The following is a 21,116-nucleotide window of genomic DNA, read 5'->3' as shown; positions in this document are numbered from 1 at the left end:
ACAACCTTACTGTATTCCGCTATTCATTATAGCAACATCGACTTCAAAATTACACAAAAAAACAAACCCTTTATTAAAGGGTTTGCTCATTGTCTACATATTCAGCTATTTTTTGAACAACGCCAGGTTCAAGTTTCTCTAATATAGAAGCCGCTTGTTCTAAAGCTGCATCGTATTGATATTCACGGAATAATTTCTCCGCATAATTTAAGCTTTCTGCAAGATTCTCATCATGACTGCGGTACCGGTTACCGTATTGAATTAGTTTTTCAACTAAATACGCTTGTCCAATTAATTCTTCCGTCATTTCAGATACACCATTCACAACTGTGTACGCTTCTTCTAAACTGCTATTTACAGTATTCATATTTAACGGCTTTACTTCTAATTGCTCATATACAGCTTGCATCGCCATTTGCCCTTTTTGTAAATCTTCCATAATACTCTCTGGAAGACCTGGTAAATTCGACTTTTGCATAAAACGTTTCGTCTCAAAAATCGTATTTCGCATTTCTTGTAACTTCTCACGTGCTTCAAATTCCTCTTTGCGCATCGTTTGCAGCATTTCTTTATATTCTGCATGAAGTACTTTTAAAGTTTCACATTGCTCATAAACCTCTTCTAGTTCCTCACGAATAATAGAGAATGCAATATCTTGTTCAGCAACACGTATTTGCAACACTTCAAAACGTTTCATTAAAATATGCATTTGCTTTTCAATTACTTTTTGTGACTCAATGTCTTTGTCTTGTAATTGATAACTTTGTTTCACAAGTTGTGTTTCTATTTTCGTTTCAATTGTTTCTGTACGAATTTCTTCTAAATCTTCATAAACAGACAGTGTTTTTTGCTCCACATAGTGTTTCGCATGCACTTCTTGTTCAAGTTGATCATAAAAACTGTCTAAACGAGTTTTTAAGTTCTCTACTTTTTCTGCTGCTTCCGTTATATAAAGCTCCTGTATATCCATTAAACATGTTTGTAGTTGTGTCGTCATATCGCGGACTTCTTTAGGAATTTCCAAATACTCTAATACATAACCTTGTCTTATCATATCATCATGGCCTTGTATTAAATCTTCCAGCTGAACTGGTAATGTCGCTTGACACTCTACCAATAAATCTGGAATTTGATGAATAACGATTTCTAAACTTGCTAAACCTTCTTCTAAACTAATAACAATTTCTCTCGCTTTTAAATAATCACCATTATCAGTTGCCTCTTCAAAAGTTTTGAACTTCTCGGATTCAACATCTAACATCTCTTCAATTTTTTGCTCAGCTGCTCCATACATGTGTCGATGAGCAAGAACGCTCTTTTTCATACTACGATATGTATCACGTAACTCTTCAATTTCCGAGCTGTTTTTCTCATGGCTTTCTAACAGTTGCTGTAATTCATTTAAAATGTCTGTAATACGATTATCAGCGTCATCTAAACCACTTATGGATTCTTTCATCGCATGCTTTGCTTTGCGGAAGGAGAATTGCGAGGCAAATTTTCGCGCTTGCCCTAAATCTTTTTCAGCTTTCGGAAGAGTTGTTGATACAATTTCATCCCACTCTTCACGCCATTTACCAAATAGTTCTTCTGTTTGACCTGTCATATTTAAATCTTTTACCCGCTTTAGTTCATCTGCCACAGGTTTATCTTTTATCTCTTGTTTCCACTGCTCCAGTGCTTCAATATCTTTATATGAACGATTTCTTATCACAAGCTCTATCATGAGCAGCACTAGAATAGAGCTTACTACAATGATAACGATCGTCAGGATAGAATCCATGCAAAAAAGCCTCCTAAGTTATATCTCTTTTTTTGTCCGTTCCGTTTATGAAATGGAAGGCATTATGTATAAAAAAGGAATTCCCCTATATTTAACAACTAACAATGTTCTAATCATACCATGTAATGACGTGTTTTTGACCTAGTTTTTTTAAAAATTTCATGTTTCTTTAAATGTAAATGTAATCTTTCTTAATATTCCGCTTACTTAACTACCTATCCTCAAATGATTGTAATAACAGGCACTCTTTCATATGAGATGCGAAATAAATTTTGCGCACAAGTGACATTTCCTTGCCTTACCGCTTGCTCTACCACCATTTCCGGAATTAAAGTAATACCTAGGCCAGCTTTTACCATTGCAAGCATCGGTTCTGCATAAGATGTTTCAACTATATAACGGCATATTATTTATGAATTTAGTTCCTGTACTTGCACTTATCGGTTTTATGTTTCAAGGTTATACTGTCGATAACATAGAAATTGCCGGCGCCTCATTAACAATTATTGCGCTAGTATGCAACAATTTATAGCAAAGAAAACAACATATAAAAATCCCCACCTCAATTCGTTAGGTGGGGGTTTTTCACATATGAACAGCTCTTGGCAGTTCATAATACATACTCGCTTTATATAATGTTCGTTCCATCCATTGCTCAATTTCCTTCGTATACATTTCTAAGAAAAACGTCTCAGATGGAAATGAGTGTAGCACCTCTGATATATATTGTGGATATAAAAATGGCATATTCATCATACCTTTTAGTTGCGTCATAAACATTGTAAAAGATACCTTTTTAAATTCTTGCTTCATTTGTCCTTGTTTAATGATTTGCTCTATATAATATCTTTCTCTGGAAAAATAAACGGTCATCACTTCACGAATTAATGTCGTATCAAGCGAAAGCTCTCTATAAAAAAAACGTGTCAGTTCTCTATTATCAAATTGATATCGTAAAATCCCGCGCACCATTTGCACCATCGCATCTTTAGCCGATAAATATTCTCTCTGTTCAAATGACGTTTCAATTACGTGAATATATCCTTCTAAAAAATCCGTAATAAGCTGTTCTAATAACCCTTGCTTTCCAGAAAAATAATATGAAATATTCGCTACATTCACATCCGCTCGCTTTGCAATGTCTCGCACCGATGTCCCGTCATACCCTTTCGTATTAAACAACGATATTGCCGCATCAATTACCTTTTGTTTCGTCTGCTTCATGCGCTCACTTCCTCTCAATGAACAGCTATAGTTTAAATTTCTTGACTTTTAAGACAAATTCCTTTAATTTTCTATCGACAAAGTCATGTGAAATACATCGTATTTTGCTACCATTTTACATATCTCGATAAAAAGGGAGTTGTTTCCATGTTCACAAAAGAAAGTTATGCAGGATCTCGTGAAAAGCAATATGAGACAGTAATTAAACAACTGGATGCATTATTAACTGGCGAACCGAACGTAGTCGCAAACTTATCAAATGCGTCCGCACTATTAAATCAATTTTTAGATCGCGTTAATTGGGTTGGCTTTTATGTAACAGAAGGAAATCAGCTTGTTCTTGGACCATTCCAAGGAATGCCAGCTTGCGTGCGTATTCCGTTCGGACGCGGTGTTTGCGGCGTTGCAGCTGAAACAAAAACAACGCAACTTGTAGCAGATGTTCACCAATTTCCAGGACATATCGCTTGCGATAGTGCCTCTAATTCTGAAATCGTTGTACCGATTCTGAAAGAAGGAACTATCATTGGTGTACTTGATATTGATAGTCCTGAAAAAAATCGTTTCGATGAAGTAGATCAGCATTATTTAGAAAAGTTTGTGGAAACACTCCTAAAACATATTTAATAAAGAAAAGAGTGAGTTATCGATTAAGTACGTAACGTACGAAACCGATAGCTCACTCTTTTTTATCCCGCTATTTGCGGACAGTAGGACTCCCACCTCAAAATTCGGGGGATGGACAAAACCCCCACTGATTAAAGTTTCACTTTATTGATTGCTAACAGTAGATATCCTCTTTAGTGCCTGTTCTAAATCAGAAACGATATCTTCCCATGATTCTAAGCCGACAGATAGGCGTATTAAATTATCGAAAATACCCATTTCTTTTCTTAGTTCAGCTGGAATAGCTGCATGCGTCATCGTCGCTGGATGCTGAATTAACGTTTCTGTATCACCTAAACTTACGGCAATTGTAATAAAATGGAGGTCATTGATAAACGACTGTGTTTCCTCTTTCCCGCCTTTAATTGAAAAAGAAATAACGCCCCCGCCTCGTTTCATTTGCCGAGATGCTAATTCTCCCTCCGGATACCAAACACCTTCTACTACTTCATGATTTTTCAAAAACGATACAATTTTTTCCGCATTATCACAATGACGATCCATTCTTACTGCTAATGTTTTTAATCCGCGTAACAATAACCACGCGTCAAACGGCGCCATAATACCGCCGATATCTTTTCGCATCGGACGAATTTTGTCAGCTAACGCTTTCGTTCTACAAATTGTTACACCCGCTACAACATCCCCGTGACCACCAATATATTTTGTCGCACTGTGAACGACGGCGTCACAACCAAGCTCAAGAGGTCTTTGTAAATAAGGTGAACAAAACGTATTATCGACAATAACAAGCAAATCATTGCGCTTCGCTACCCCGATCACCTTTTCTAAATCAATTAATTTCATCGTTGGATTAATCGGTGTTTCCACAAAAATGAGCTTTGTATTTGGACGAATTTTATTTTCAATATCAGTCTCTGTCTCCATATCACAAAACGAATGAGTAATCATAAATTTTTCTTCTAATACTTCTAAAAAACCGTACGTACATCCATATAATCCATTCGAACAAATAATATGATCTCCAGCTTTTAGAAAACCGATTAACGTTGCTGAAATGGCTGCCATACCTGAACCGAACGCCAGCGCTTCCTCTCCACCTTCTAAAACAGCCATACGTTCTTCAAATAATTTCACAGTTGGATTCCCAAGCCTTGAATAAATATAAGATGGATCTTCTCCCGCAAAACTCGCTTCTCCTTGCTGTGCTGTCTCAAACGTAAATGTAGAAGTTTGAAATAAAGGTGGTGTTAAACTCCCTTTATTTTCATTTGATTCATATCCGTGATGAATTAATGCTGTCTCCATATGTTGCTTTTTCATAAAAACATCCCCCTTATGTCTTTATTGCCACATATCCACCAAGAAAAATCTGATGAACGTTTTTACTACATTTTATGTAAGCGTTTTACTTGTGTTTCTATCTTTTCTTTCATATTGTTTTAAATTCCTTCTTGTTAATTTCCAAAATTTATCTGCATAAAACAAAAAGGGAGTCGCTTGACGAAACTGTAGCTAAAAGATATAATAGCGTTTGTGTAAAATAAAAAGGCAGCCTTGTAATGTGAGTTTATCGTTTGTATTTTGTTCCTCTGCGGAGGTGTATCTCGTAACTCCCTGCTGCTGGAGCGAAGGTACATGAAAACAAAATACCCGTAAATATCGATTACGTCTGTTTTTATTTTACGAAAATAAAAACATTTTTGAAGGAGGAGTCAACTATGGCTCGTTATACAGGTCCAGCATGGAAACTGTCTCGTCGTCTTGGAATCTCTCTAAGCGGCACAGGAAAAGAATTAGAAAAACGCCCTTACGCACCAGGTCCTCACGGTCCTAACCAACGTAAGAAACTTTCAGAATACGGTTTACAATTACAAGAGAAACAAAAACTTCGTCACATGTACGGCATGACTGAGCGTCAATTCCGTCGCACATTTGACCAAGCAGGTAAAATGCCTGGTAAGCACGGCGAAAACTTCATGATCCTTCTTGAAGCTCGTCTTGACAACCTAGTTTACCGCATGGGCTTAGCTCGCACTCGTCGTGCAGCTCGCCAATTAGTAAACCACCGTCACATCACGGTTGATGGAGCTCGCGTAGATATCCCATCTTACCGCGTTAAACCTGGTCAAACTATCGGTGTTCGCGAAAAATCTAACAGCCTTGTTGTTGTTAAAGAAGCGATCGAAATTAACAACTTCGTACCAGAATATTTAACTTTCGATGCTGATAAGTTAGAAGCTACTTACACTCGTCACGCTGAGCGTCCTGAGTTAGCAGCTGAAATCAACGAAGCATTAATCGTAGAGTTCTACTCTCGTTAATCTCGGTACTCTGCAAAGAGTAGTATTAAAAGCCTTAGGAACCTTGTTTATCAAGGGGCCTGGGCTTTTTTATTTATTATTAACAACGCAAAATAAGGCATAAAAAAGAATGTCCCTGGGGCTAAGTGGGGCTAGTTTGGGGCAAAAAAATTATAAGGCTGGCGTGTGTATAGAAATGGGTAAGTGTTAACAGAATAAGAAAATGAATTATGATACTTTAATTACCTTTATTATTCATGTTCTCTTTCCTTCTCAATATAAAGTTTTGTTTATGGAAGAATCTTATTAAAGCTTTCCTCACATCCAAGGTATAATAAAAAGCCACATTCAGTTGTTGAATGTGACTACATTAATCCTTCTATTAATTTATTTTCTTCCTCAATATATTTATCAATTAAAACCCATATAACCTTTTTATTTTGCTCAGAAGCTCTCTGATAATGTGATTTTTCCTTTTCATCCGATGTGCTTAAAAAATCAGCACACCGAGTAACATATTCATTACAGTTTTCCCTTAAATCTTTTGTGAATTTGTTTTTTCTATCTAAGTTAATCCAAATAAATATTTTGTGATCTAACAATTCAAATTTCATTTTTTGCTTTTCTTTTTCATCAGTTTCTACATCACACCTTCTACCTATATCAAGAACTTTTGTAATGTGTTCAAATAAATCATTTTGCATTCTTCTTTTCTCAGATAATTCTACAGCAATCCTACGATCTTTTTCTTTGTTTTTATTTAGTGTTATAGCGCTATAACTTGACACTGATAAAGTTAAAAAAGATATAACTAGCGTAATCCAAACCATTTTCTACCTCCTTATGTTGTAAATATATATTACCACATAAGGTTATCACGATATAGTAAACCCCTCTTATTACATTACTTCACATTTTGTTTAGCTTTCTCTTCAACCTTACGAGCAGCTAATATACGTGGAACCGATGTTCTCAAAAAAAATTCAACCATTTTCAATGCTGTTTCTTCACTAGGTGGGTTATCTAATATCGTCCTTTCTTTAGACTCTTTACGTTCCATACGATCCACCCTTTCATTCATAATTTTTTACCTCTTTTCTTTTTATTCCCCTTATAAGTTAATATCGTTCGTAATTTACCATCTTTCATGACCACTTTCCTGTCATAATCCGACAAAATTTCCTCACGATTTATTTTTTCTACTTCTTCACCGTATCCCCAATACCCAGCACGAAGTAGAAACTCATAATATCCTTCTGGAATCGGTAATTCATAACCATCTAAGGTAATTCTAGTTACCTCAATACCTTCTCTAATAATCATCGACTCACCCTTTCATTTTGAATATGGATATGTTCGCTTTGAGTTACATATACACCTTTTTAAATTAAACAAAAAAGAACCTACTAATTAGTTAAGTAAATTCCTCGTCCATTTCTTAAAATAACATCTTAACTTAAGATACTATCTTCAATCATGAAATATTTTCTGATATCCTATGTAAAATATTTCATGTTATAGCTAGGCAGCCTGTTTTTAAAATATGGTAAAATATTCTTAAAATAAATATTAAGGGGGTATTATCCAATGACCAATACTTTACTTGGTACATTAAAAAACTTTATCGATTTTATAAATCCAGAAGGTGCAAAATCAAAAGAAATTAAAGAAAATATTACTCGTTCTCACATCGATGCTGCTAATATTTATTGTCGAAACATAAATGAGTTATCAGCACAATTCAATATAGAGCAAGCTTATAAAGTTGAAATTCACGCTTCTAACGCCGATAAAAAAGAAGAAAATTATCATCTCCACTTACAAAAATATACTAATTTAGATCATCTAAAAAAAGGGTTTCTGAATGGAATAGGTGAATTACACTTGTTAGATTTAGAGGAAAAAATAAAGATACTACCTTCAACCTACATTTTCAATGAGCACAATATTAAATACAAAGCCATTGAAACTAGAAGATTAGTTCCTGATTTTCTTTACACTTTAGATGATGAGGAATACTGCGTTACATTAAAGCCAATCCACACTGCCACATCAAAAAAAGAACTACAATATGAATTACAAAACTTATATAAAACGCTCTACTTATCGTTAAATAAAGAAATTGATATCGATTCAAATTTCCAAACGTCAACATGCTATGAATCAAAGCATATTTTACGTTATTTTAGATTAAATCAAAACAGCTTATTTTTAGTAGTAGAAGATTTAAAAGGTAACGTGCATCATCATACATTTAAAAACATCAATGAAATCAAACATGGATTATCTGGTGGCGGTACACAATTAAAATTTTGGATTTATATGTATGGAGACACTTATCGTTTCTATCTTCCTTATGATGAACAAACATTTAAAACCACTCAAGTTCCATTGGATCAAGAAATATTTAAAATGACATTATAATAATTTTAATATTTTTTTAGAAAGAGTCCGCCCTTACTTTAATGAGTTGATTCTTTTATTTTATATAATAATGGTTTATGGAAAATTACGTATTTAATCAAAGATTTATGAATGACGAAGTAACTAATAACTGTAAACTATCGAAACTTTTATTCAATAGATAAGTCTCTAATATGTGCTATACTGTTGGAGGGTTTATGCATCTATAAATGTAAAATAATTCTTGTAAGTACATAAACTTTTGTTCAAAATAAGTAAAATAGAGGGGATATTTTAATGAGCGATGCATTTAGAATTACTGAGTTACCCAAGTGGGAAGAAATGATTAAAACATTATTTAAAGGGGACGTACCACTTAATAAAGAATGGCATGATCCTAAGGCTATTGTTGAGGTATTAAATTTTATTGGCAAAAACAATGCATTAAATCATACATTTTTACCACAAGGTGGTGGACTAGATTTAACTGGCTGTAAATTATCAAACGAAGATGGCTGCATTGAGTTAAAGTTGGAATCTATAGGACATGTGTTAAAACCAAAAAAATTGATTTTCCAATGGCTTTCAGATGCGGACTATGAATGGGCATACTTTCTACTAGAATTAGACTCATTGGAGCCATCTGGAGTCTATGGAGAATCCTCATATCCAGAAGAAGAGTTAGTAGAATTATCTCCAGGAAAATATATATCTAGAGGCTATTGGGATCAAGGAGAATACTATGGTGAACCCTTGCCACAAGAAGCTAGACTAATTGGTAGATATCTAAAAGGTTCTTTAGTAACTTTTTCTAAGGCTTCTCTATACAATGCTAATTCTGCAACTTATGATGGCCGCCACAATAAACAATCCGCTGAATCATTTAAAAATCATATTCAAGAAGCAGTAACCTATTTAAAACAACAAGAATTAAAATAACTGAATATATTTAAGCTCAGCATCTCAATAGAGATGCTTTTTATTTTCTCTATAAGAAATCATCTATGAGGAATCCCCCTTTACAATTACATTAAGTATTGAAATACTTCTAAAATATTTGCTTATTATTCCATTTTTCCATATTTTAATATATCCTGTAAGTATATATATTTATGTATTTGTTTAACTAATCATCCAATTCATAAATTAAGAGATTATTTATCTCCCGGATTTTGGTTAGACAAATTGAAACGTTAAATAAGTATGGAGGAATAGTAAAAATGAAAAGCTATATGGACTTAACTGAACAACAGCAGCACAATCTATTTTTCTTTATAGATAAAGCTGGAGGCAACCATTTCACCTTATTAAAAGAACACTACCCAGCTCTCACACTAGGTGGATCACTAAAAAATAAAAGTGATAAAGTAATACATTCTTTGATGATGGATGAAATTAATTTTGATTTTTTTATTACATGGTTAAATCATGTTCATATGCATGGTAATAACACTATTTACATCTTTGAACCTGAAGTGAAAACAGTTTTTTCAAAAAATCCAATCCAAACATTCTATGAGAAAATCAAAAAGAAGACCGGACATATCGTTGATACAAACATTGATAGCCTCAATGGAATACAGATTACACATTCAAAATTGGACCTGGTGAAAGAGCAAATCATCATAACACTAGTAGCTCCTTCATATTTATTATTGAAAGACAAGGATAACAATCCTTATTTAGAAAAAGACATATATTCAGCCTACCTTATTATAGACTATAAATTGAACCATTTTAGACTATCATTACATCCAACCCATACTGTTCAATCTATAAACAGTATGATTAAAGATAAGGACAAAGGGTTCGATAATATAGCTTTGATGTTTATGGACTATTTTAGAAAAAACTTTTTAGCTTTTAATTATACCAATCCCGATTGGATCTTTGAAGTGATGGCCGTTATTGTAGAAGAATACTTTGATCACAACAACCCTATCATTGAAAAGAAATTATCACATTTTACAAATTCAGACTTAAAGGGCTTAGTAGACACTCTAACATCCAAAGAAGATGCTTTTAAAAAGAAAAGTTTTGTAAAAAGATTTGAACGTGCATTATTAAATTGTTATGAGACAGAATTGATAGAGGTCTACAAACAAATTCCAAAAGAAAAACCTTTTTCTATATTCTTACACGAAGCCGGAAAAGGTATTGTCTCTTTTATGGCTAATTCACAAGGAAAGCCTCTCAACTATGCTGATTCAAGAAATATTGTTAAAATGATGATGGAAAACACCTTGGTTTCATCCCTGGGTATTACTTACTCCGAAAATGGAAAACCTTATCCATATAAGATTTCAAAAAGTTATAATTTTATTTCTTTAAAGAGGGTGAAAAACTCCGGTACCCCAAAGGAGATAGTTGACGATGTTTTATTTAACCTTAGCAAATATAAATCAATCCAAGAATTTGAAGATACAGGAGCAACAACTGAAAGTATTAAATGAATGTTTAACCATTCTTAGAGAAGATGAAAGTATCTCTCCTTATTTTTTATCAAGAAAATCCAAATTGCCAGTCGGTACAATTATAAGGCTACTTAACTGTATGGTTTCAAGATCAATATTAAAAACTAATTTCATCTTGAGATGTAATAATTCAGATACCGACTTGGTTGATGCCTTTGAATTTGAAGATGAAGAAGAATTACTAGAATTTTTAAGGGAAAATGATTATTGCCCTGATTGTGGATCAACACTAATGACTAGAGACATTCGAGTATTCTATAAGATAAATACTAAGATGATCGGTGATGCAGATGAATAATAGTATTAACTACAATCAATATATAGACTATGCAGATGATGATGATATTTGGAGACCAATTCCAAATAAAGATTATCAGAAATTCGATGACATGGTAAAAAAGGTGGATGACGCCTTTAAATCTGGAACGAAAAAAGAAAAAGGTGATTCCCTTGAGGAATTAATGACATACGTTTATAAACGATTTAAACATATAAAAGTTTATGACAATGTTAAAACCTCAGAAAATCAAATTGATCACATTATTGAATTTCTAGATGGTGTTACTCCAAAATTCATTAGCGATCACGTTGGTCTTCGTCTTATAGGTGAATCAAAAAATCATACACGATCAATCGGTTCAAGAGAAGTAAGTAACTTAGACGAACTTTTACGGGATAAACTATCAAAATTAGGTATTTTCTCATCGTACAAAACATTTAGTAAAGGTACTACCATGTGGCAAAATAGTGAAGGAAAGAGAAGAAAACTTGCTCTGTGGAATCAATATAATCGAATTATTATTGGTTTTACTATTACTGAGATTGCTAGTTTAAAAGAAAATAACTTTTACGCTCTACTAAAGGAAAAATATTATCAGATTATCGATGATTTAAACGATGACCACACTGACATTAAGCTAAAGTTAGATTATCACTATCGTCTATATTACTCTTTATTAGAATTGAATAAAAAAGGGATTATTGATGATCAATCTGTTATTTTAGGAAAAAAACAAATTGAATTACTATATGGTGAACTAGAATGTTAAAGAACAGTAATAACATAAAAAACCGATGCTTAATAAAAGGTGCATCGGTTTTTTTCTACTTAATTATTTAAATCTCCAAACGATACACAGTTGATTCTACCTCTGAATAGATTAATTTCCCAACTTTAAAGCACTCTTAATCTTTCGGATTAATTCTCTCCTTTCAAACTCAAACAGTGTATGATCAATTTGCTCTTTCACCAACAAATGTTGTCGCTTATCTCCTTCCACAACAGTAGTATCCGGATATGCCGGATTGTAGACCGGACTAATCTCACGTAAACGAGCCTTTAAAATAGTCCTATACTCTTCTTCGTGTTTGGTTTCCCAAGTTGAATTTTCATCTACAAAGGTAAAAGATACTTGCGATAATTTACCACTAGTCACTTCCTGGTATACTTTTTGTCCTAGATCATTATCAGGTAGTATTAGCTTGAAACTTAAGCCCACACTGTCTTCTTCCAAGGTTAAACTACCATCTTGAATTTCCCCTAAAAATTTATTTTTATTGTGATTAAATAATGCGAATTGGTCTTTTTCTTTCAAGGACTCTTGAAATGCTCCTTTTTTCACTCGCTCATAAAATTGCTTTCTGTTCGAGTATATCTTAATAGACCATTTGTCCCATTTAACTGCATAACCACTGATTATCTTTTCTTTGCTCTCACTACGTGTCGTTAATTTAAGTTCTCCAACCGAACAACGTATTTCCATTTATATCACATCCGATACCATACAAATTATTAATAAATCATTCTATTAATTGCATGTTTTCTGGCTCCATTAATAATTTCACTATCAGCTTCATGAACGACCAATTGTTTTCCTTGGGTTGCGTAGCCATTATCACCATGGTATTCAGGAACATAATCAGCTTTCTTAACCGAATTAACTTTAGAACGAACGGCCTCACCAAACCTTTTATATTCTAGATATTCTTGTTCATATTCATCTACTAACTTATGGTATTCCTCCCTAGCTTTTAACGCTTTAGATTTTAACTCCTCCACAGCTTTATGCTTTTTATCCAAAATCTTTTGCGTCTCATCTACAACACCATTAAGATCCACAATTTCGGTTAGTTTTGTATCTTGTAATTTCTCGATTACTTTTTCTTCTCTACGTATTTCAATTTCCTTTTTTAAAATGAGTTCCTCAACATCAACTGATTCTTGTTTTTTGAAGAAGAATTTCTTAGGATTCAATTTGTTTAACACTTGTTGTTTATCATCTGATTCGAGCTCTTCAATTTCTTTCTTTAAGGAATTAATTTTTTTCTGGCTCTCCGTAATTAATTGTGACGGTCTAGCTAATACCTCCAACATTTCATTGTACAAATTCGCTTTTTTAATCATTTCTTCATATTTCATTGTTATATCTCCTTTTATTTTTATAGTTTTATTGCAATTTACTTATTTTTTTCAAAGCATCTTTTATCTGTTTCAAAATGCTAATTCTTAATTCTTCTTCCTTTTCCATTTCGAATTTAGCCCTAAGTTCTCTGTGAGCCATAGATGCGGTCTCATACTGTCTAGTCATTTCCCACACCTCCTTTTAATATCTTTTCAACAAATATCGACAAAATGAAGATAGAACATCCCCACTTTTTCACGTATTAAACCTATAAAAACACCCTATTTTTCAACTTAAAAACTGAAGATTACATGTTCTGAATTGTTGATATAGCAAGGTTTTCAACATCTTTATTGGCATTTTCGTATCAAACACCCCCCTTTATTTTTTAAAAATGTTGTCTAACGATAGAAATGCCCCCATACTACCCGTCTTCCCATAAGTGCTTTATTTTGTTTTTTGATAGGGGGGATGATAAATCGTTCATTTCAATACCTTCCACAGTTCTCTATCCTCCTATCTTTAATCTCCTGTAAACTTAATTTCCCTCATAATCTCAGCATGTTTCTTGTTAATATAGCCTGTACTATAATTTAACTCCTCTGCTACCCGTTCTAACGTCATTCCATCGATATATTTCAGCTTAAGTATTCTATTTTCTAATCCTTTGAATGTACTCACTAACTTTTTCAATTTGTACATATCATTCAGCTTATGAGCCAGTTCATACTCAATTGCTTCAATATGTACTTCTACTTTTGCGCCATCTGACTCAGCAGTTAGACGAACATTCTGTAAGTCGCCACTGATCCAGCGTTTTAATTCAGCCTTTGTTTTATCTAAGTTGTATTCCAAATAAGCAATGTCCTTTTCTAATTTCTGATAGTCTTTCAACCAATTCAATTACATATCACCTACTTAGATTTAATTCGCTTTTCTAGTAATCTCTTTACCACCCAGCTTCATCTTCTTTAGAACATAACCTGTACGAGTATAAGGACTATCTTCCTCAAAACAATGTGCATCCCTATGCCCTTCACCTGTTCCGTGGTGATGAAACTTTCTACAGTATTGACACCATGTACTAAGATTTCCTTTTTCATCACGTTCAATCGCTAATACGATTGGAGCTTTTTTAATTGCCATTTTCTCTACCTCCATTTTTTATTGCTTGTTTTAGAAACCACGGCAACCTTCAGCAACCATGTTCATCCCTTACGGTTCTAAGGTTTTTACATGTTTGGTTGCTGGTTGCTCGTTACCCTATCTCCGTTCGTGCATTTATCCAACAATTAATTAATAAGTATATTTGTTATATACATAAATGCATTTTTAATTAAGTTTATATATAAACTAGCAACTAGAACACTTCAAACCCTTATGGCTCTAAGGATTGTACTAGTTGCCGAAAGGTTGCTGTTTGCGCAACACAAACACTTCAAACCATTACCACTCTAAGGCTCACGTTGGTTGCTAATAAGTTGCTGGTTTTATTTTAAAGCCCTTCACTGTTTTTGATGTACCATTTATTTTTACTTTTTTGTCTTTCCACTCCATACCGAACTTAGCACAAACAGCATCTTTGAATCGTTTTTGATCTAATGGATATTGAATATGATTATCTTTACACCACTCATCATATGCCTTTAGAGCATCCGTCCCTCTGACTCTTTCGAAAAATTGTTTATCATATTCAAAAAAGAAGTCAGCAAGTGGATCATTGTATTCCATAAAGTTCTGTTTCGCTTCCTCCGCCTTCTCGTTGTACGTTAGGATATCGGCCGTGCGTTGCTTCATATCCTTTATTGCATCTACAGCCAATTTCAAGACGTATTCCTTTGCACTTACTGTTTCAAGTTGTTTCATGCTTTCCATTTCAGATATACGATCTGGGTCGTTCATAAAATTATGATCAAACGGTAAAATATGCAGTCGTTTATTAATCTGATTGCCGTGCTCTCTGAAATTAGGATAGTGATTACTAGCTGTAATACATACCGTATTCATTTGTACTGTTTGACTACCCTTTCCTTTGTATTCGATGTCGACATATCCACCTGTAATGATAGTTTTTAATGTCCCACTATCACGTATTACCTCATCGGGTTGATCATCTACGATATTTGCCAATTTCCCATAAATACTACTACCCGCGAAGGCATTTTCCGCCAATTTCTGCGGACTTATCGCTGATATGTTCTCCCCAGAATTGAACGTTTTCTGTATCATATATAAAACGGTGGATTTCCCATTATGGGCACTACGTCCATACAAATAAAACATTTTCGGAACTAATAAGGTTGGATACAAAACCGCTCCAAACATTTCATGAATATTTGTGATAGTAGGTAAATGTCCATCAGATACTTTCATCAGCGTTCTTTCAACAAATGAATCAAAAGCCCTTGAATTATATTTTGTTGGTATCTTTTTGGTTACAAATACATCTGGTGTAAACTCTTTAAATTGCATACTATCAAGATGCAATAAACCATTTTCTACTGCTATATAATTCTTGGATTCTTCATTTACTACTGGTGACATGTCCATAATGTATTCTTGTACTTCACGCACTTGATTTCTTTTTAGTATCTCTGCATCACGAACAAGTGAACGTAATTTCCTACACGTTTTATCCAGTTCATATATTCCAGTAGCTTCGTTGTAAACATAGATATCACCATCTTCATTTGGAAAACGAACAATTTTATTTTCCTGTAAAATATAGTCGACCATGATATGATGCAAAAAACTAATCTTTCCGTTATTTTCGCCCCACCAGGTGCCTTTCTTTATACCCGCTGTTTTAGCTTGTTCATTATTTGATAAATGAACATCATTGTTTCGGTTATAATCAGAAACAGAACTGTGGGTAGATTCAATTGCCTTTTCAATTGTCATTTGTCCATATGTACGACCATCAGAAGAATGTGGTTTATCCCACTTCTCACGAAGTAATGAAGATTCTCTAAACATGGAATCCATCTTTGCAGCATCTTTATCCGTCCAAAATGCTAGATGATTACATAAGGCCATGTCAGTTGAAGAATGATCACCATTTATAAGCACCCCACAAAATAAATCCTTAATATCCCTACCATTCTTGCTATTAAACATTCGCTCCCATAGTTCTGAATTGGAGAGATTGTTGATGTTAGCCCCCCTTGAAACAGAAGGTGTTTTTATTGCTGCAGGTACTTCCTTCTTTTCTATATATTTTTGAAATATAACCTTTAATTTTTCAGTTGATTCTTCCACAGGGAGATTATTTATGCCGTTTCCAGTAAAGGTAAAATAACGACCATGCCGATATATCTCAAGACCAATAGCAGGATTTTTTTTGCCTGTACCTGGGCCTCTTAATGGCAATTTTCCTTTTGCTATAATATGAATACCTTCACCGCTTGGAGAGTATTCTGTATAACTCGGAACGATATTCATAATATCCTCTGCTAAATCTGTAAACTTGCCTTCCAGAACACAATGATCTATATCAATCCCAATGAATGGGTCGTCTTTGGAAAACATGAATCCAATTCCGTTATATCCACCTTGCTGATATACTTCCACAACTTCTTCAAAAGTAGCCCAAGTGTTACGATTATTCGCCTGTGCCATTTTGCTGTTGACTTGGTATGGAACCTTTGTTGGTTTACCATCTCTTTTTTCTTTACGCCAAAGCACCCACTGGGTTAAGTTTCTCAATTCTATTGGTATATTATTAAAGTTATCGAGCATAGATTTCACCTCCTATTGCTACCTAATAAACTTGATGTTAAAATATAAGTAGATAAATAATTGTTCTTGAAGATATATGAACGGCCAATTCATATATCTTTTTTTATTGGTTTTTACTACCATTCTTTACTACCTCTTTAAATAATCCATCTTTAATTTCATCTACTTTTTCATATTCTTTATTTAAATCACCGATTGTATGGTTTAATAATCGCCAATATACTCTTAACTTCCTGTGAAAAACGCTAAAACAATAAATTTCCTCACCTTTGTATACCGCTGTATCCATATCTTCTACTAAGTGCGCTAAAAGAACTTCTACATCTGTTAAAGTCGCAACGCTCACTCCCAGTGATCCTAGTTCACCATCAAGTTCACTCGTGAAATTTTTCAAATCACTTTCTTCACCATGATTTTCTGAATACATTTTTGCATTTACTAGGCCTGATACTATTGGTTGCTCTTTTGCTACCGTTAACTGATCCATATTTCTTCTCTCCTTATTTACTACTATTCATTTCATATAACTTTTGCTTCGCTTCAAACTCCATAGCTTCTAAAATCTCAGGATTTTTTCTTGCTACAGCACATCGTTTTACAATTTCATGTGCTTTCATTAACCTTGTCGCGGTTAATACTCCGTTCATATGTATTCACCTCACTCTTTTTCAATTAAGGTTGCCACCCTCATATTAGCTATAAGTGCCTACATTGCATTTTTTTCGGTCCGCTCGACCATCTGACCAACAAAGATGTAATCAGTTTTATTTTCCTATGCATACGCCAGCCAAAGCGTTATCGTCTACCATTCATCTACAATTTCTGTTATCACTTCAAGAGTTTGCTTATAAAACCACCACCGTTTTCTATTGCGACGTCGCTCAATGACGCGCATCCTGGGGTCAGATAAAATCTCATCTTCTAGGAATCTTTTACTCATAGATGTAATGACTACTAATCTTTCAATATCAACCATTAATAATGTTTCATGCATTTGTTGATCTATCTGCTGCAATATGTATTCCTTGATTGCCTTCTCATCAATATTTACTTGTACATTTGCCGGAATCACTATTATGCCCCCTTTTTATCTCCACCCCTTAACAGCATTAAAGATGCTGTTAAACACTAAAAAAAATATAATTAATATCAACATGAGGATATTTGTGTTTTAAAGCATCTATAAAATTCCTTGATGCTTTGATACTCCCACGCTCGACTTTCTCATACATCGAAAGCGATACCCCTATAGACTTAGCCATTTGCTGTTGAGTTAGCTTGATTTCGTGTCTAAATACTTTAAGTCGCACAGTCATTTTTCAATTGCACCACCTTTCCGCATTTATTATGCTTATAACTTATCACAGCATTTATTATGCTGTCAAGCATTTATTATGCTGTTTTTTCTTGCTAATCAGCCTATAGGATGCTTTAATAAGAATATGTACTATATAAGAGGTGAAAAAAATGAAAACATCTACATTTGGAGCAAAAATAAAAGAATTACGAAAAAACAACAAATTTACGCAAAAACAACTCGCTGAAAAACTCGGGAAAGCTGAAAGTACAATAAGAATGTGGGAACTTGGCACAAATACTCCTAACGCAAAAACAATAGTTGAATTGGCTAAAGTATTAAATGTCGGATACACCGATTTACTGTTAAAAGCAGGATATATAAACGAAGAAGATGTAAGTTTAACCCAAGAAGAAAAAGCATCATTTGACGAGGCATCATATCTAATGAATGTTAATGAACTACAGGCAATTGAAAATAAACTGAAACAATGTAATTCCGAAGAAGAAAAAAAGAATTTAAACGCGAGAAAGATCCGCCTAGAAAAACGCATAGCGAAACTAAAACTTAACTTAACTGGAATACAGCAAAGAAGAAATGTAAACCCTTTTGATTTAATGACACCTGAAGAAGAAGAAGCCTATTTTGAAGCAGAAAATAGATCTTATCTTGTGGAAGATTACCGTAGACGTGAATATCCAGATATAAAAGATTTTCTAGAACAGAGTAACGCTTACTTTAACGGTAAAGCATTGACTAGAGAAAACAGAGAACTAGCTATAAAAATGTTAGATGTTTTATTTGAAAAACTTGAAGTAAACTATCCTTCAGATGAAAAAATCGAAAAAGAATACGATGACTTTGAAAATATGTTTGCATTTTTAAAGAAAGAATCATCTGATCGCTCAAAAGATAAATAGTAGCAATTAGCACTTACCTATTCCTATGCATACGCCAGCCAAAGCAATGAAAGGAATGGTAATAGTGAAGTTGCACAAATCCGCAAAAGAGCCTGAAATATACTATTATTTCAATGCAAAGAATGAAAAACTGTGGATGTATCGTCATAAGTATTATGACAATATAGGAAAAAGGAAAGAGAAGAAAAAAAGTGGATTTAAATCAGAAAAGGCAGCTCTCAAATCCCTTTTAGAAGTAAAGGCTGCAACAATACGTGGTGAATCTAAGCAGGTCGAACATGATCAAATGACCATTGGAGAATGGTTGGATATTTGGTATAACACTCATAAAAACAGTTGGAAACCAACCTCTAGAGCGCAACGTGAAATGGCTATTCGCTTACAAATGAAACCATTACTCGGTCATTATAAGTTGCAAACATTGGATAGAACCACATATAAGAGAGAATTTTTGAATGTACTTGAAAAGAAATACAAACCAAGTACAGTTCATTTATTTCACACCCTATTCAAGATTGCTATTAATGCAGCTGTGGAAGATGAGATATTATCTCGTAATCGTTTCACAAAAGTTAAACTTTCAAGCCAAGAAACTATTAAAGAAGAAAACAATAATTACTTCACACCTGAGCAATTAGTTGAATTTTTGAAAGTAGCTAAGCGTGAAGAAAACACCACAAATTATACATTTTTATTAACCGTTGCATACACAGGAATTCGGAGAGGTGAAGCCTGTGGATTGCAGTGGAAAAACATCGATTTTGATAATAAAACAATTACTATTGAACGTACCAGAGATAATAAGGGGATACGATCACCCAAGACAAAAAATAGCTATCGAACAATTCTAATAGATGATGTACTTATCAGCCAACTCAAAACATATCGTAAGTGGTGCATGGAAGTAATGCTATCTTTTGGATACAAACTACAAGATGAATCGTTTGTATTTACATCATACCAAACCGGGAAACCTATAACTGATAGCAGCGTTCTTTATGCATTCAGGAGAGTATTAAATAAAACAAACCTTCCTTCAATTACAATACATGGATTACGTCATACACACTGTACCATACTACTAAATCAAGGTTTAAATGTGAAAGTAATTGCCGAACGTTTAGGGAATTCTCCACAAATGATTTATGAAATTTATGGACATGTATTGAAGGAAATGGAGTCCATGTCAGTAGAGCTATTTAGCCAGAGTTTAGCGGAAAGTGGGGCTAATTTTGGGGCTAGCTAATAATAAACATGCTACGAACACTGATATAATAAGGCTTTTTGATACTATCGAGTTCTACTCTCGTTAATCTCGGTACTCTGAAAAGAGTCGTATTAAAAGCCTTAGGAACCTTGTTTATCAAGGGGCCTGGGCTTTTTTTATTTGTTATTAACAAGGCAAAAAACAAACTATAAAAGAACGTACTTATTTTGAAAAAAACCCCCCAAATTCCCGCTTTATATACAGGACTTTCAAGAATTAAAAATATTATTAGAGGAATTAGTACAAGATGAAATAGAATTCATTCAAAATTTTTCTAAGTATACTTTACATATTTCTTCTAAAGAATATAAAGTGACCATTAATCTTAGAAGTGAGTTTTTCCCATCTCCATACTTGGCAATTGCCGCTATAAGCATTACTCCAAGTAATCAAGGAAAGGGACTTATTGTCCTTGATTGGTTTAAAACATTTGCGAAAGAAAAAGGCTTCCAACGCTTAGTATTACAGGAAATTATAGCTGAAGAAGGCTACCTCTTTGCATTAAAAAACGCATTTACAAAAACCATTAATCTGTACGAAAAAACATTTGGAAATCAAAATAGTATTGACGGGGATTTTGAACTACATTTAACCTAAAGAATTAGATACAAAGTGGACGAATGTTTTTCTTAACCGTTTAATTATCAAATACCGCCTGTTTCCCCACCTCAAAAATAA

Annotated in this window: 26 protein-coding genes and 2 pseudogenes; 11 read left to right on the top strand and 17 right to left on the bottom strand. The window is 33.8% G+C overall.

All coding sequences use genetic code 11. The features are described from left to right. Window positions 1–73: 73 nt before the first annotated feature. The gene (gene ezrA / locus ACE38F_RS05785; RefSeq protein WP_215554408.1) at window positions 74–1,783 is read right to left on the bottom strand and encodes a septation ring formation regulator EzrA; all 1,710 of its coding nucleotides are present in this window, start codon (window positions 1,781–1,783) and stop codon (window positions 74–76) included. Between the two features lie 211 nt (window positions 1,784–1,994). Beyond that, window positions 1,995–2,172, bottom strand: a pseudogene (locus tag ACE38F_RS05780) (LysR family transcriptional regulator); the annotation flags it as partial. Between the two features lie 8 nt (window positions 2,173–2,180). Here ACE38F_RS05780 and ACE38F_RS05775 point away from each other — a divergent pair. Then, window positions 2,181–2,315 (top strand): annotated as a pseudogene (locus ACE38F_RS05775) (EamA family transporter); the annotation flags it as partial. 53 nt (window positions 2,316–2,368) lie between these two features. Here ACE38F_RS05775 and refZ read toward each other — a convergent pair. Next, window positions 2,369–3,007: a forespore capture DNA-binding protein RefZ gene (refZ, locus tag ACE38F_RS05770; protein WP_215554409.1), complete on the bottom strand. Its 639-nt coding sequence runs from the start codon at window positions 3,005–3,007 to the stop codon at window positions 2,369–2,371. Between the two features lie 147 nt (window positions 3,008–3,154). Here refZ and ACE38F_RS05765 point away from each other — a divergent pair, with 147 nt between their 5' ends. Next, entirely contained in the window at window positions 3,155–3,634 is a 480-nt protein-coding gene (locus ACE38F_RS05765) for a GAF domain-containing protein (protein WP_002160224.1), read from the top strand. A gap of 144 nt (window positions 3,635–3,778) precedes the next feature. Here ACE38F_RS05765 and megL read toward each other — a convergent pair whose 3' ends face one another. Next, the gene (gene megL / locus ACE38F_RS05760; protein ID WP_375370003.1) at window positions 3,779–4,957 is read right to left on the bottom strand and encodes a methionine gamma-lyase; all 1,179 of its coding nucleotides are present in this window, start codon (window positions 4,955–4,957) and stop codon (window positions 3,779–3,781) included. A 398-nt stretch (window positions 4,958–5,355) separates the two neighbouring features. Here megL and rpsD point away from each other — a divergent pair, with 398 nt between their 5' ends. Then, window positions 5,356–5,958 carry a 30S ribosomal protein S4 gene (gene rpsD / locus ACE38F_RS05755; protein WP_215554412.1) on the top strand — a complete coding sequence of 201 codons (603 nt, stop codon included), beginning with the start codon at window positions 5,356–5,358 and terminating at the stop codon, window positions 5,956–5,958. A 344-nt stretch (window positions 5,959–6,302) separates the two neighbouring features. Here rpsD and ACE38F_RS05750 read toward each other — a convergent pair whose 3' ends face one another. The 3 genes from ACE38F_RS05750 to ACE38F_RS05740 all read right to left on the bottom strand — a co-directional run bounded on the left by ACE38F_RS05750 (window position 6,303) and on the right by ACE38F_RS05740 (window position 7,260). Then, on the bottom strand, window positions 6,303–6,767 hold the full coding sequence (locus tag ACE38F_RS05750) for a hypothetical protein (RefSeq protein WP_305453380.1): 465 nt from the start codon (window positions 6,765–6,767) through the stop codon (window positions 6,303–6,305). A 74-nt stretch (window positions 6,768–6,841) separates the two neighbouring features. Next, window positions 6,842–7,018 (bottom strand): hypothetical protein, encoded by a 177-nt coding sequence (locus ACE38F_RS05745; RefSeq protein WP_305453382.1) that lies wholly within the window; start codon window positions 7,016–7,018, stop codon window positions 6,842–6,844. Beyond that, the gene (locus ACE38F_RS05740) at window positions 7,015–7,260 is read right to left on the bottom strand and encodes a hypothetical protein (protein ID WP_305453384.1); all 246 of its coding nucleotides are present in this window, start codon (window positions 7,258–7,260) and stop codon (window positions 7,015–7,017) included. Before ACE38F_RS05740 ends, ACE38F_RS05745 begins: the two co-directional genes overlap by 4 nt. 264 nt (window positions 7,261–7,524) lie before the next feature. On the opposite strand from ACE38F_RS05740, the gene ACE38F_RS05735 reads away from it, so the two are divergent. The 5 genes from ACE38F_RS05735 to ACE38F_RS05715 all read left to right on the top strand — a co-directional run bounded on the left by ACE38F_RS05735 (window position 7,525) and on the right by ACE38F_RS05715 (window position 11,863). Beyond that, a complete protein-coding gene (locus ACE38F_RS05735) occupies window positions 7,525–8,361 on the top strand; it encodes a hypothetical protein (protein ID WP_305453386.1) in 837 nt (278 codons plus the stop codon). A gap of 276 nt (window positions 8,362–8,637) precedes the next feature. Next, window positions 8,638–9,279, top strand: a complete 642-nt coding sequence (locus ACE38F_RS05730) for a serine/threonine protein kinase (protein WP_305453388.1) — start codon at window positions 8,638–8,640, stop codon at window positions 9,277–9,279. A gap of 281 nt (window positions 9,280–9,560) precedes the next feature. Then, entirely contained in the window at window positions 9,561–10,793 is a 1,233-nt protein-coding gene (locus ACE38F_RS05725) for a hypothetical protein (RefSeq protein ID WP_305453390.1), read from the top strand. Then, complete coding sequence (locus tag ACE38F_RS05720) at window positions 10,714–11,112, top strand: hypothetical protein (protein ID WP_375370004.1); 399 nt, start codon at window positions 10,714–10,716, stop codon at window positions 11,110–11,112. The genes ACE38F_RS05725 and ACE38F_RS05720 overlap by 80 nt, the downstream gene beginning before the upstream one ends. Then, window positions 11,099–11,863 (top strand): hypothetical protein, encoded by a 765-nt coding sequence (locus ACE38F_RS05715; protein WP_375370006.1) that lies wholly within the window; start codon window positions 11,099–11,101, stop codon window positions 11,861–11,863. The genes ACE38F_RS05720 and ACE38F_RS05715 overlap by 14 nt, the downstream gene beginning before the upstream one ends. 111 nt (window positions 11,864–11,974) lie before the next feature. Here the strand turns inward: ACE38F_RS05715 and ACE38F_RS05710 are convergent, their stop codons facing one another. From ACE38F_RS05710 to ACE38F_RS05665, 10 genes are all read right to left on the bottom strand, one after another. After that, window positions 11,975–12,577, bottom strand: coding sequence for an HK97 family phage prohead protease (locus tag ACE38F_RS05710; RefSeq protein ID WP_375370007.1), 603 nt, complete (start codon window positions 12,575–12,577; stop codon window positions 11,975–11,977). A gap of 29 nt (window positions 12,578–12,606) precedes the next feature. Then, window positions 12,607–13,233, bottom strand: coding sequence for a hypothetical protein (locus ACE38F_RS05705; protein WP_305453398.1), 627 nt, complete (start codon window positions 13,231–13,233; stop codon window positions 12,607–12,609). 28 nt (window positions 13,234–13,261) lie between these two features. Then, window positions 13,262–13,402 carry a hypothetical protein gene (locus ACE38F_RS05700; RefSeq protein WP_305453400.1) on the bottom strand — a complete coding sequence of 47 codons (141 nt, stop codon included), beginning with the start codon at window positions 13,400–13,402 and terminating at the stop codon, window positions 13,262–13,264. A gap of 336 nt (window positions 13,403–13,738) precedes the next feature. Then, window positions 13,739–14,119, bottom strand: a complete 381-nt coding sequence (locus ACE38F_RS05695; protein ID WP_305453402.1) for a hypothetical protein — start codon at window positions 14,117–14,119, stop codon at window positions 13,739–13,741. A 21-nt stretch (window positions 14,120–14,140) separates the two neighbouring features. Further along, entirely contained in the window at window positions 14,141–14,362 is a 222-nt protein-coding gene (locus ACE38F_RS05690) for a hypothetical protein (protein WP_305453404.1), read from the bottom strand. A gap of 327 nt (window positions 14,363–14,689) precedes the next feature. Then, window positions 14,690–16,954, bottom strand: coding sequence for a phage/plasmid primase, P4 family (locus ACE38F_RS05685; protein WP_305453406.1), 2,265 nt, complete (start codon window positions 16,952–16,954; stop codon window positions 14,690–14,692). A 103-nt stretch (window positions 16,955–17,057) separates the two neighbouring features. Continuing rightward, window positions 17,058–17,441, bottom strand: coding sequence for a hypothetical protein (locus tag ACE38F_RS05680; RefSeq protein ID WP_305453408.1), 384 nt, complete (start codon window positions 17,439–17,441; stop codon window positions 17,058–17,060). 13 nt (window positions 17,442–17,454) lie between these two features. Next, the gene (locus ACE38F_RS05675) at window positions 17,455–17,601 is read right to left on the bottom strand and encodes a hypothetical protein (protein WP_305453410.1); all 147 of its coding nucleotides are present in this window, start codon (window positions 17,599–17,601) and stop codon (window positions 17,455–17,457) included. Window positions 17,602–17,756: 155 nt separating this feature from the next. Then, entirely contained in the window at window positions 17,757–18,026 is a 270-nt protein-coding gene (locus ACE38F_RS05670) for a hypothetical protein (RefSeq protein WP_305453412.1), read from the bottom strand. A 49-nt stretch (window positions 18,027–18,075) separates the two neighbouring features. After that, window positions 18,076–18,270, bottom strand: a complete 195-nt coding sequence (locus tag ACE38F_RS05665) for a helix-turn-helix domain-containing protein (RefSeq protein ID WP_305453414.1) — start codon at window positions 18,268–18,270, stop codon at window positions 18,076–18,078. 151 nt (window positions 18,271–18,421) lie between these two features. Between ACE38F_RS05665 and ACE38F_RS05660 the strand changes: the two genes are divergently transcribed. The 3 genes from ACE38F_RS05660 (at window position 18,422) to ACE38F_RS05650 (ending at window position 21,035) form a co-directional block, all read left to right on the top strand. After that, window positions 18,422–19,171 (top strand): helix-turn-helix domain-containing protein, encoded by a 750-nt coding sequence (locus tag ACE38F_RS05660; protein WP_305453416.1) that lies wholly within the window; start codon window positions 18,422–18,424, stop codon window positions 19,169–19,171. 64 nt (window positions 19,172–19,235) lie between these two features. Beyond that, a complete protein-coding gene (locus tag ACE38F_RS05655) occupies window positions 19,236–20,417 on the top strand; it encodes a site-specific integrase (RefSeq protein ID WP_462782397.1) in 1,182 nt (393 codons plus the stop codon). A 219-nt stretch (window positions 20,418–20,636) separates the two neighbouring features. Further along, window positions 20,637–21,035 carry an N-acetyltransferase gene (locus ACE38F_RS05650; protein WP_375370127.1) on the top strand — a complete coding sequence of 133 codons (399 nt, stop codon included), beginning with the start codon at window positions 20,637–20,639 and terminating at the stop codon, window positions 21,033–21,035. Window positions 21,036–21,116: the final 81 nt, after the last annotated feature.

Origin of the sequence: Bacillus altaicus (assembly GCF_042136375.2) — a bacterium.
Lineage (GTDB): Bacteria > Bacillota > Bacilli > Bacillales > Bacillaceae_G > Bacillus_A > Bacillus_A cereus_U.
The sequence above is the reverse complement of the archived record's forward strand: the minus strand, read 5'-3'. Positions and strand labels throughout refer to the sequence as shown.

Bases quoted from the DNA above. Each gene is read 5' to 3' on its own strand.
- ezrA (WP_215554408.1), bottom strand. From the start codon at position 1,783: ATGGATTCTATCCTGACGATCGTTATCATTGTAGTAAGCTCTATTCTA.
- refZ (WP_215554409.1), bottom strand. From the start codon at position 3,007: ATGAAGCAGACGAAACAAAAGGTAATTGATGCGGCAATATCGTTGTTT.
- ACE38F_RS05765 (WP_002160224.1), top strand. From the start codon at position 3,155: ATGTTCACAAAAGAAAGTTATGCAGGATCTCGTGAAAAGCAATATGAG.
- megL (WP_375370003.1), bottom strand. From the start codon at position 4,957: ATGAAAAAGCAACATATGGAGACAGCATTAATTCATCACGGATATGAA.
- rpsD (WP_215554412.1), top strand. From the start codon at position 5,356: ATGGCTCGTTATACAGGTCCAGCATGGAAACTGTCTCGTCGTCTTGGA.
- ACE38F_RS05750 (WP_305453380.1), bottom strand. From the start codon at position 6,767: ATGGTTTGGATTACGCTAGTTATATCTTTTTTAACTTTATCAGTGTCA.
- ACE38F_RS05745 (WP_305453382.1), bottom strand. From the start codon at position 7,018: ATGAATGAAAGGGTGGATCGTATGGAACGTAAAGAGTCTAAAGAAAGG.
- ACE38F_RS05740 (WP_305453384.1), bottom strand. From the start codon at position 7,260: ATGATTATTAGAGAAGGTATTGAGGTAACTAGAATTACCTTAGATGGT.
- ACE38F_RS05735 (WP_305453386.1), top strand. From the start codon at position 7,525: ATGACCAATACTTTACTTGGTACATTAAAAAACTTTATCGATTTTATA.
- ACE38F_RS05730 (WP_305453388.1), top strand. From the start codon at position 8,638: ATGAGCGATGCATTTAGAATTACTGAGTTACCCAAGTGGGAAGAAATG.
- ACE38F_RS05725 (WP_305453390.1), top strand. From the start codon at position 9,561: ATGAAAAGCTATATGGACTTAACTGAACAACAGCAGCACAATCTATTT.
- ACE38F_RS05720 (WP_375370004.1), top strand. From the start codon at position 10,714: ATGTTTTATTTAACCTTAGCAAATATAAATCAATCCAAGAATTTGAAG.
- ACE38F_RS05715 (WP_375370006.1), top strand. From the start codon at position 11,099: ATGCAGATGAATAATAGTATTAACTACAATCAATATATAGACTATGCA.
- ACE38F_RS05710 (WP_375370007.1), bottom strand. From the start codon at position 12,577: ATGGAAATACGTTGTTCGGTTGGAGAACTTAAATTAACGACACGTAGT.
- ACE38F_RS05705 (WP_305453398.1), bottom strand. From the start codon at position 13,233: ATGAAATATGAAGAAATGATTAAAAAAGCGAATTTGTACAATGAAATG.
- ACE38F_RS05700 (WP_305453400.1), bottom strand. From the start codon at position 13,402: ATGACTAGACAGTATGAGACCGCATCTATGGCTCACAGAGAACTTAGG.
- ACE38F_RS05690 (WP_305453404.1), bottom strand. From the start codon at position 14,362: ATGGCAATTAAAAAAGCTCCAATCGTATTAGCGATTGAACGTGATGAA.
- ACE38F_RS05685 (WP_305453406.1), bottom strand. From the start codon at position 16,954: ATGCTCGATAACTTTAATAATATACCAATAGAATTGAGAAACTTAACC.
- ACE38F_RS05680 (WP_305453408.1), bottom strand. From the start codon at position 17,441: ATGGATCAGTTAACGGTAGCAAAAGAGCAACCAATAGTATCAGGCCTA.
- ACE38F_RS05675 (WP_305453410.1), bottom strand. From the start codon at position 17,601: ATGAACGGAGTATTAACCGCGACAAGGTTAATGAAAGCACATGAAATT.
- ACE38F_RS05665 (WP_305453414.1), bottom strand. From the start codon at position 18,270: ATGACTGTGCGACTTAAAGTATTTAGACACGAAATCAAGCTAACTCAA.
- ACE38F_RS05660 (WP_305453416.1), top strand. From the start codon at position 18,422: ATGAAAACATCTACATTTGGAGCAAAAATAAAAGAATTACGAAAAAAC.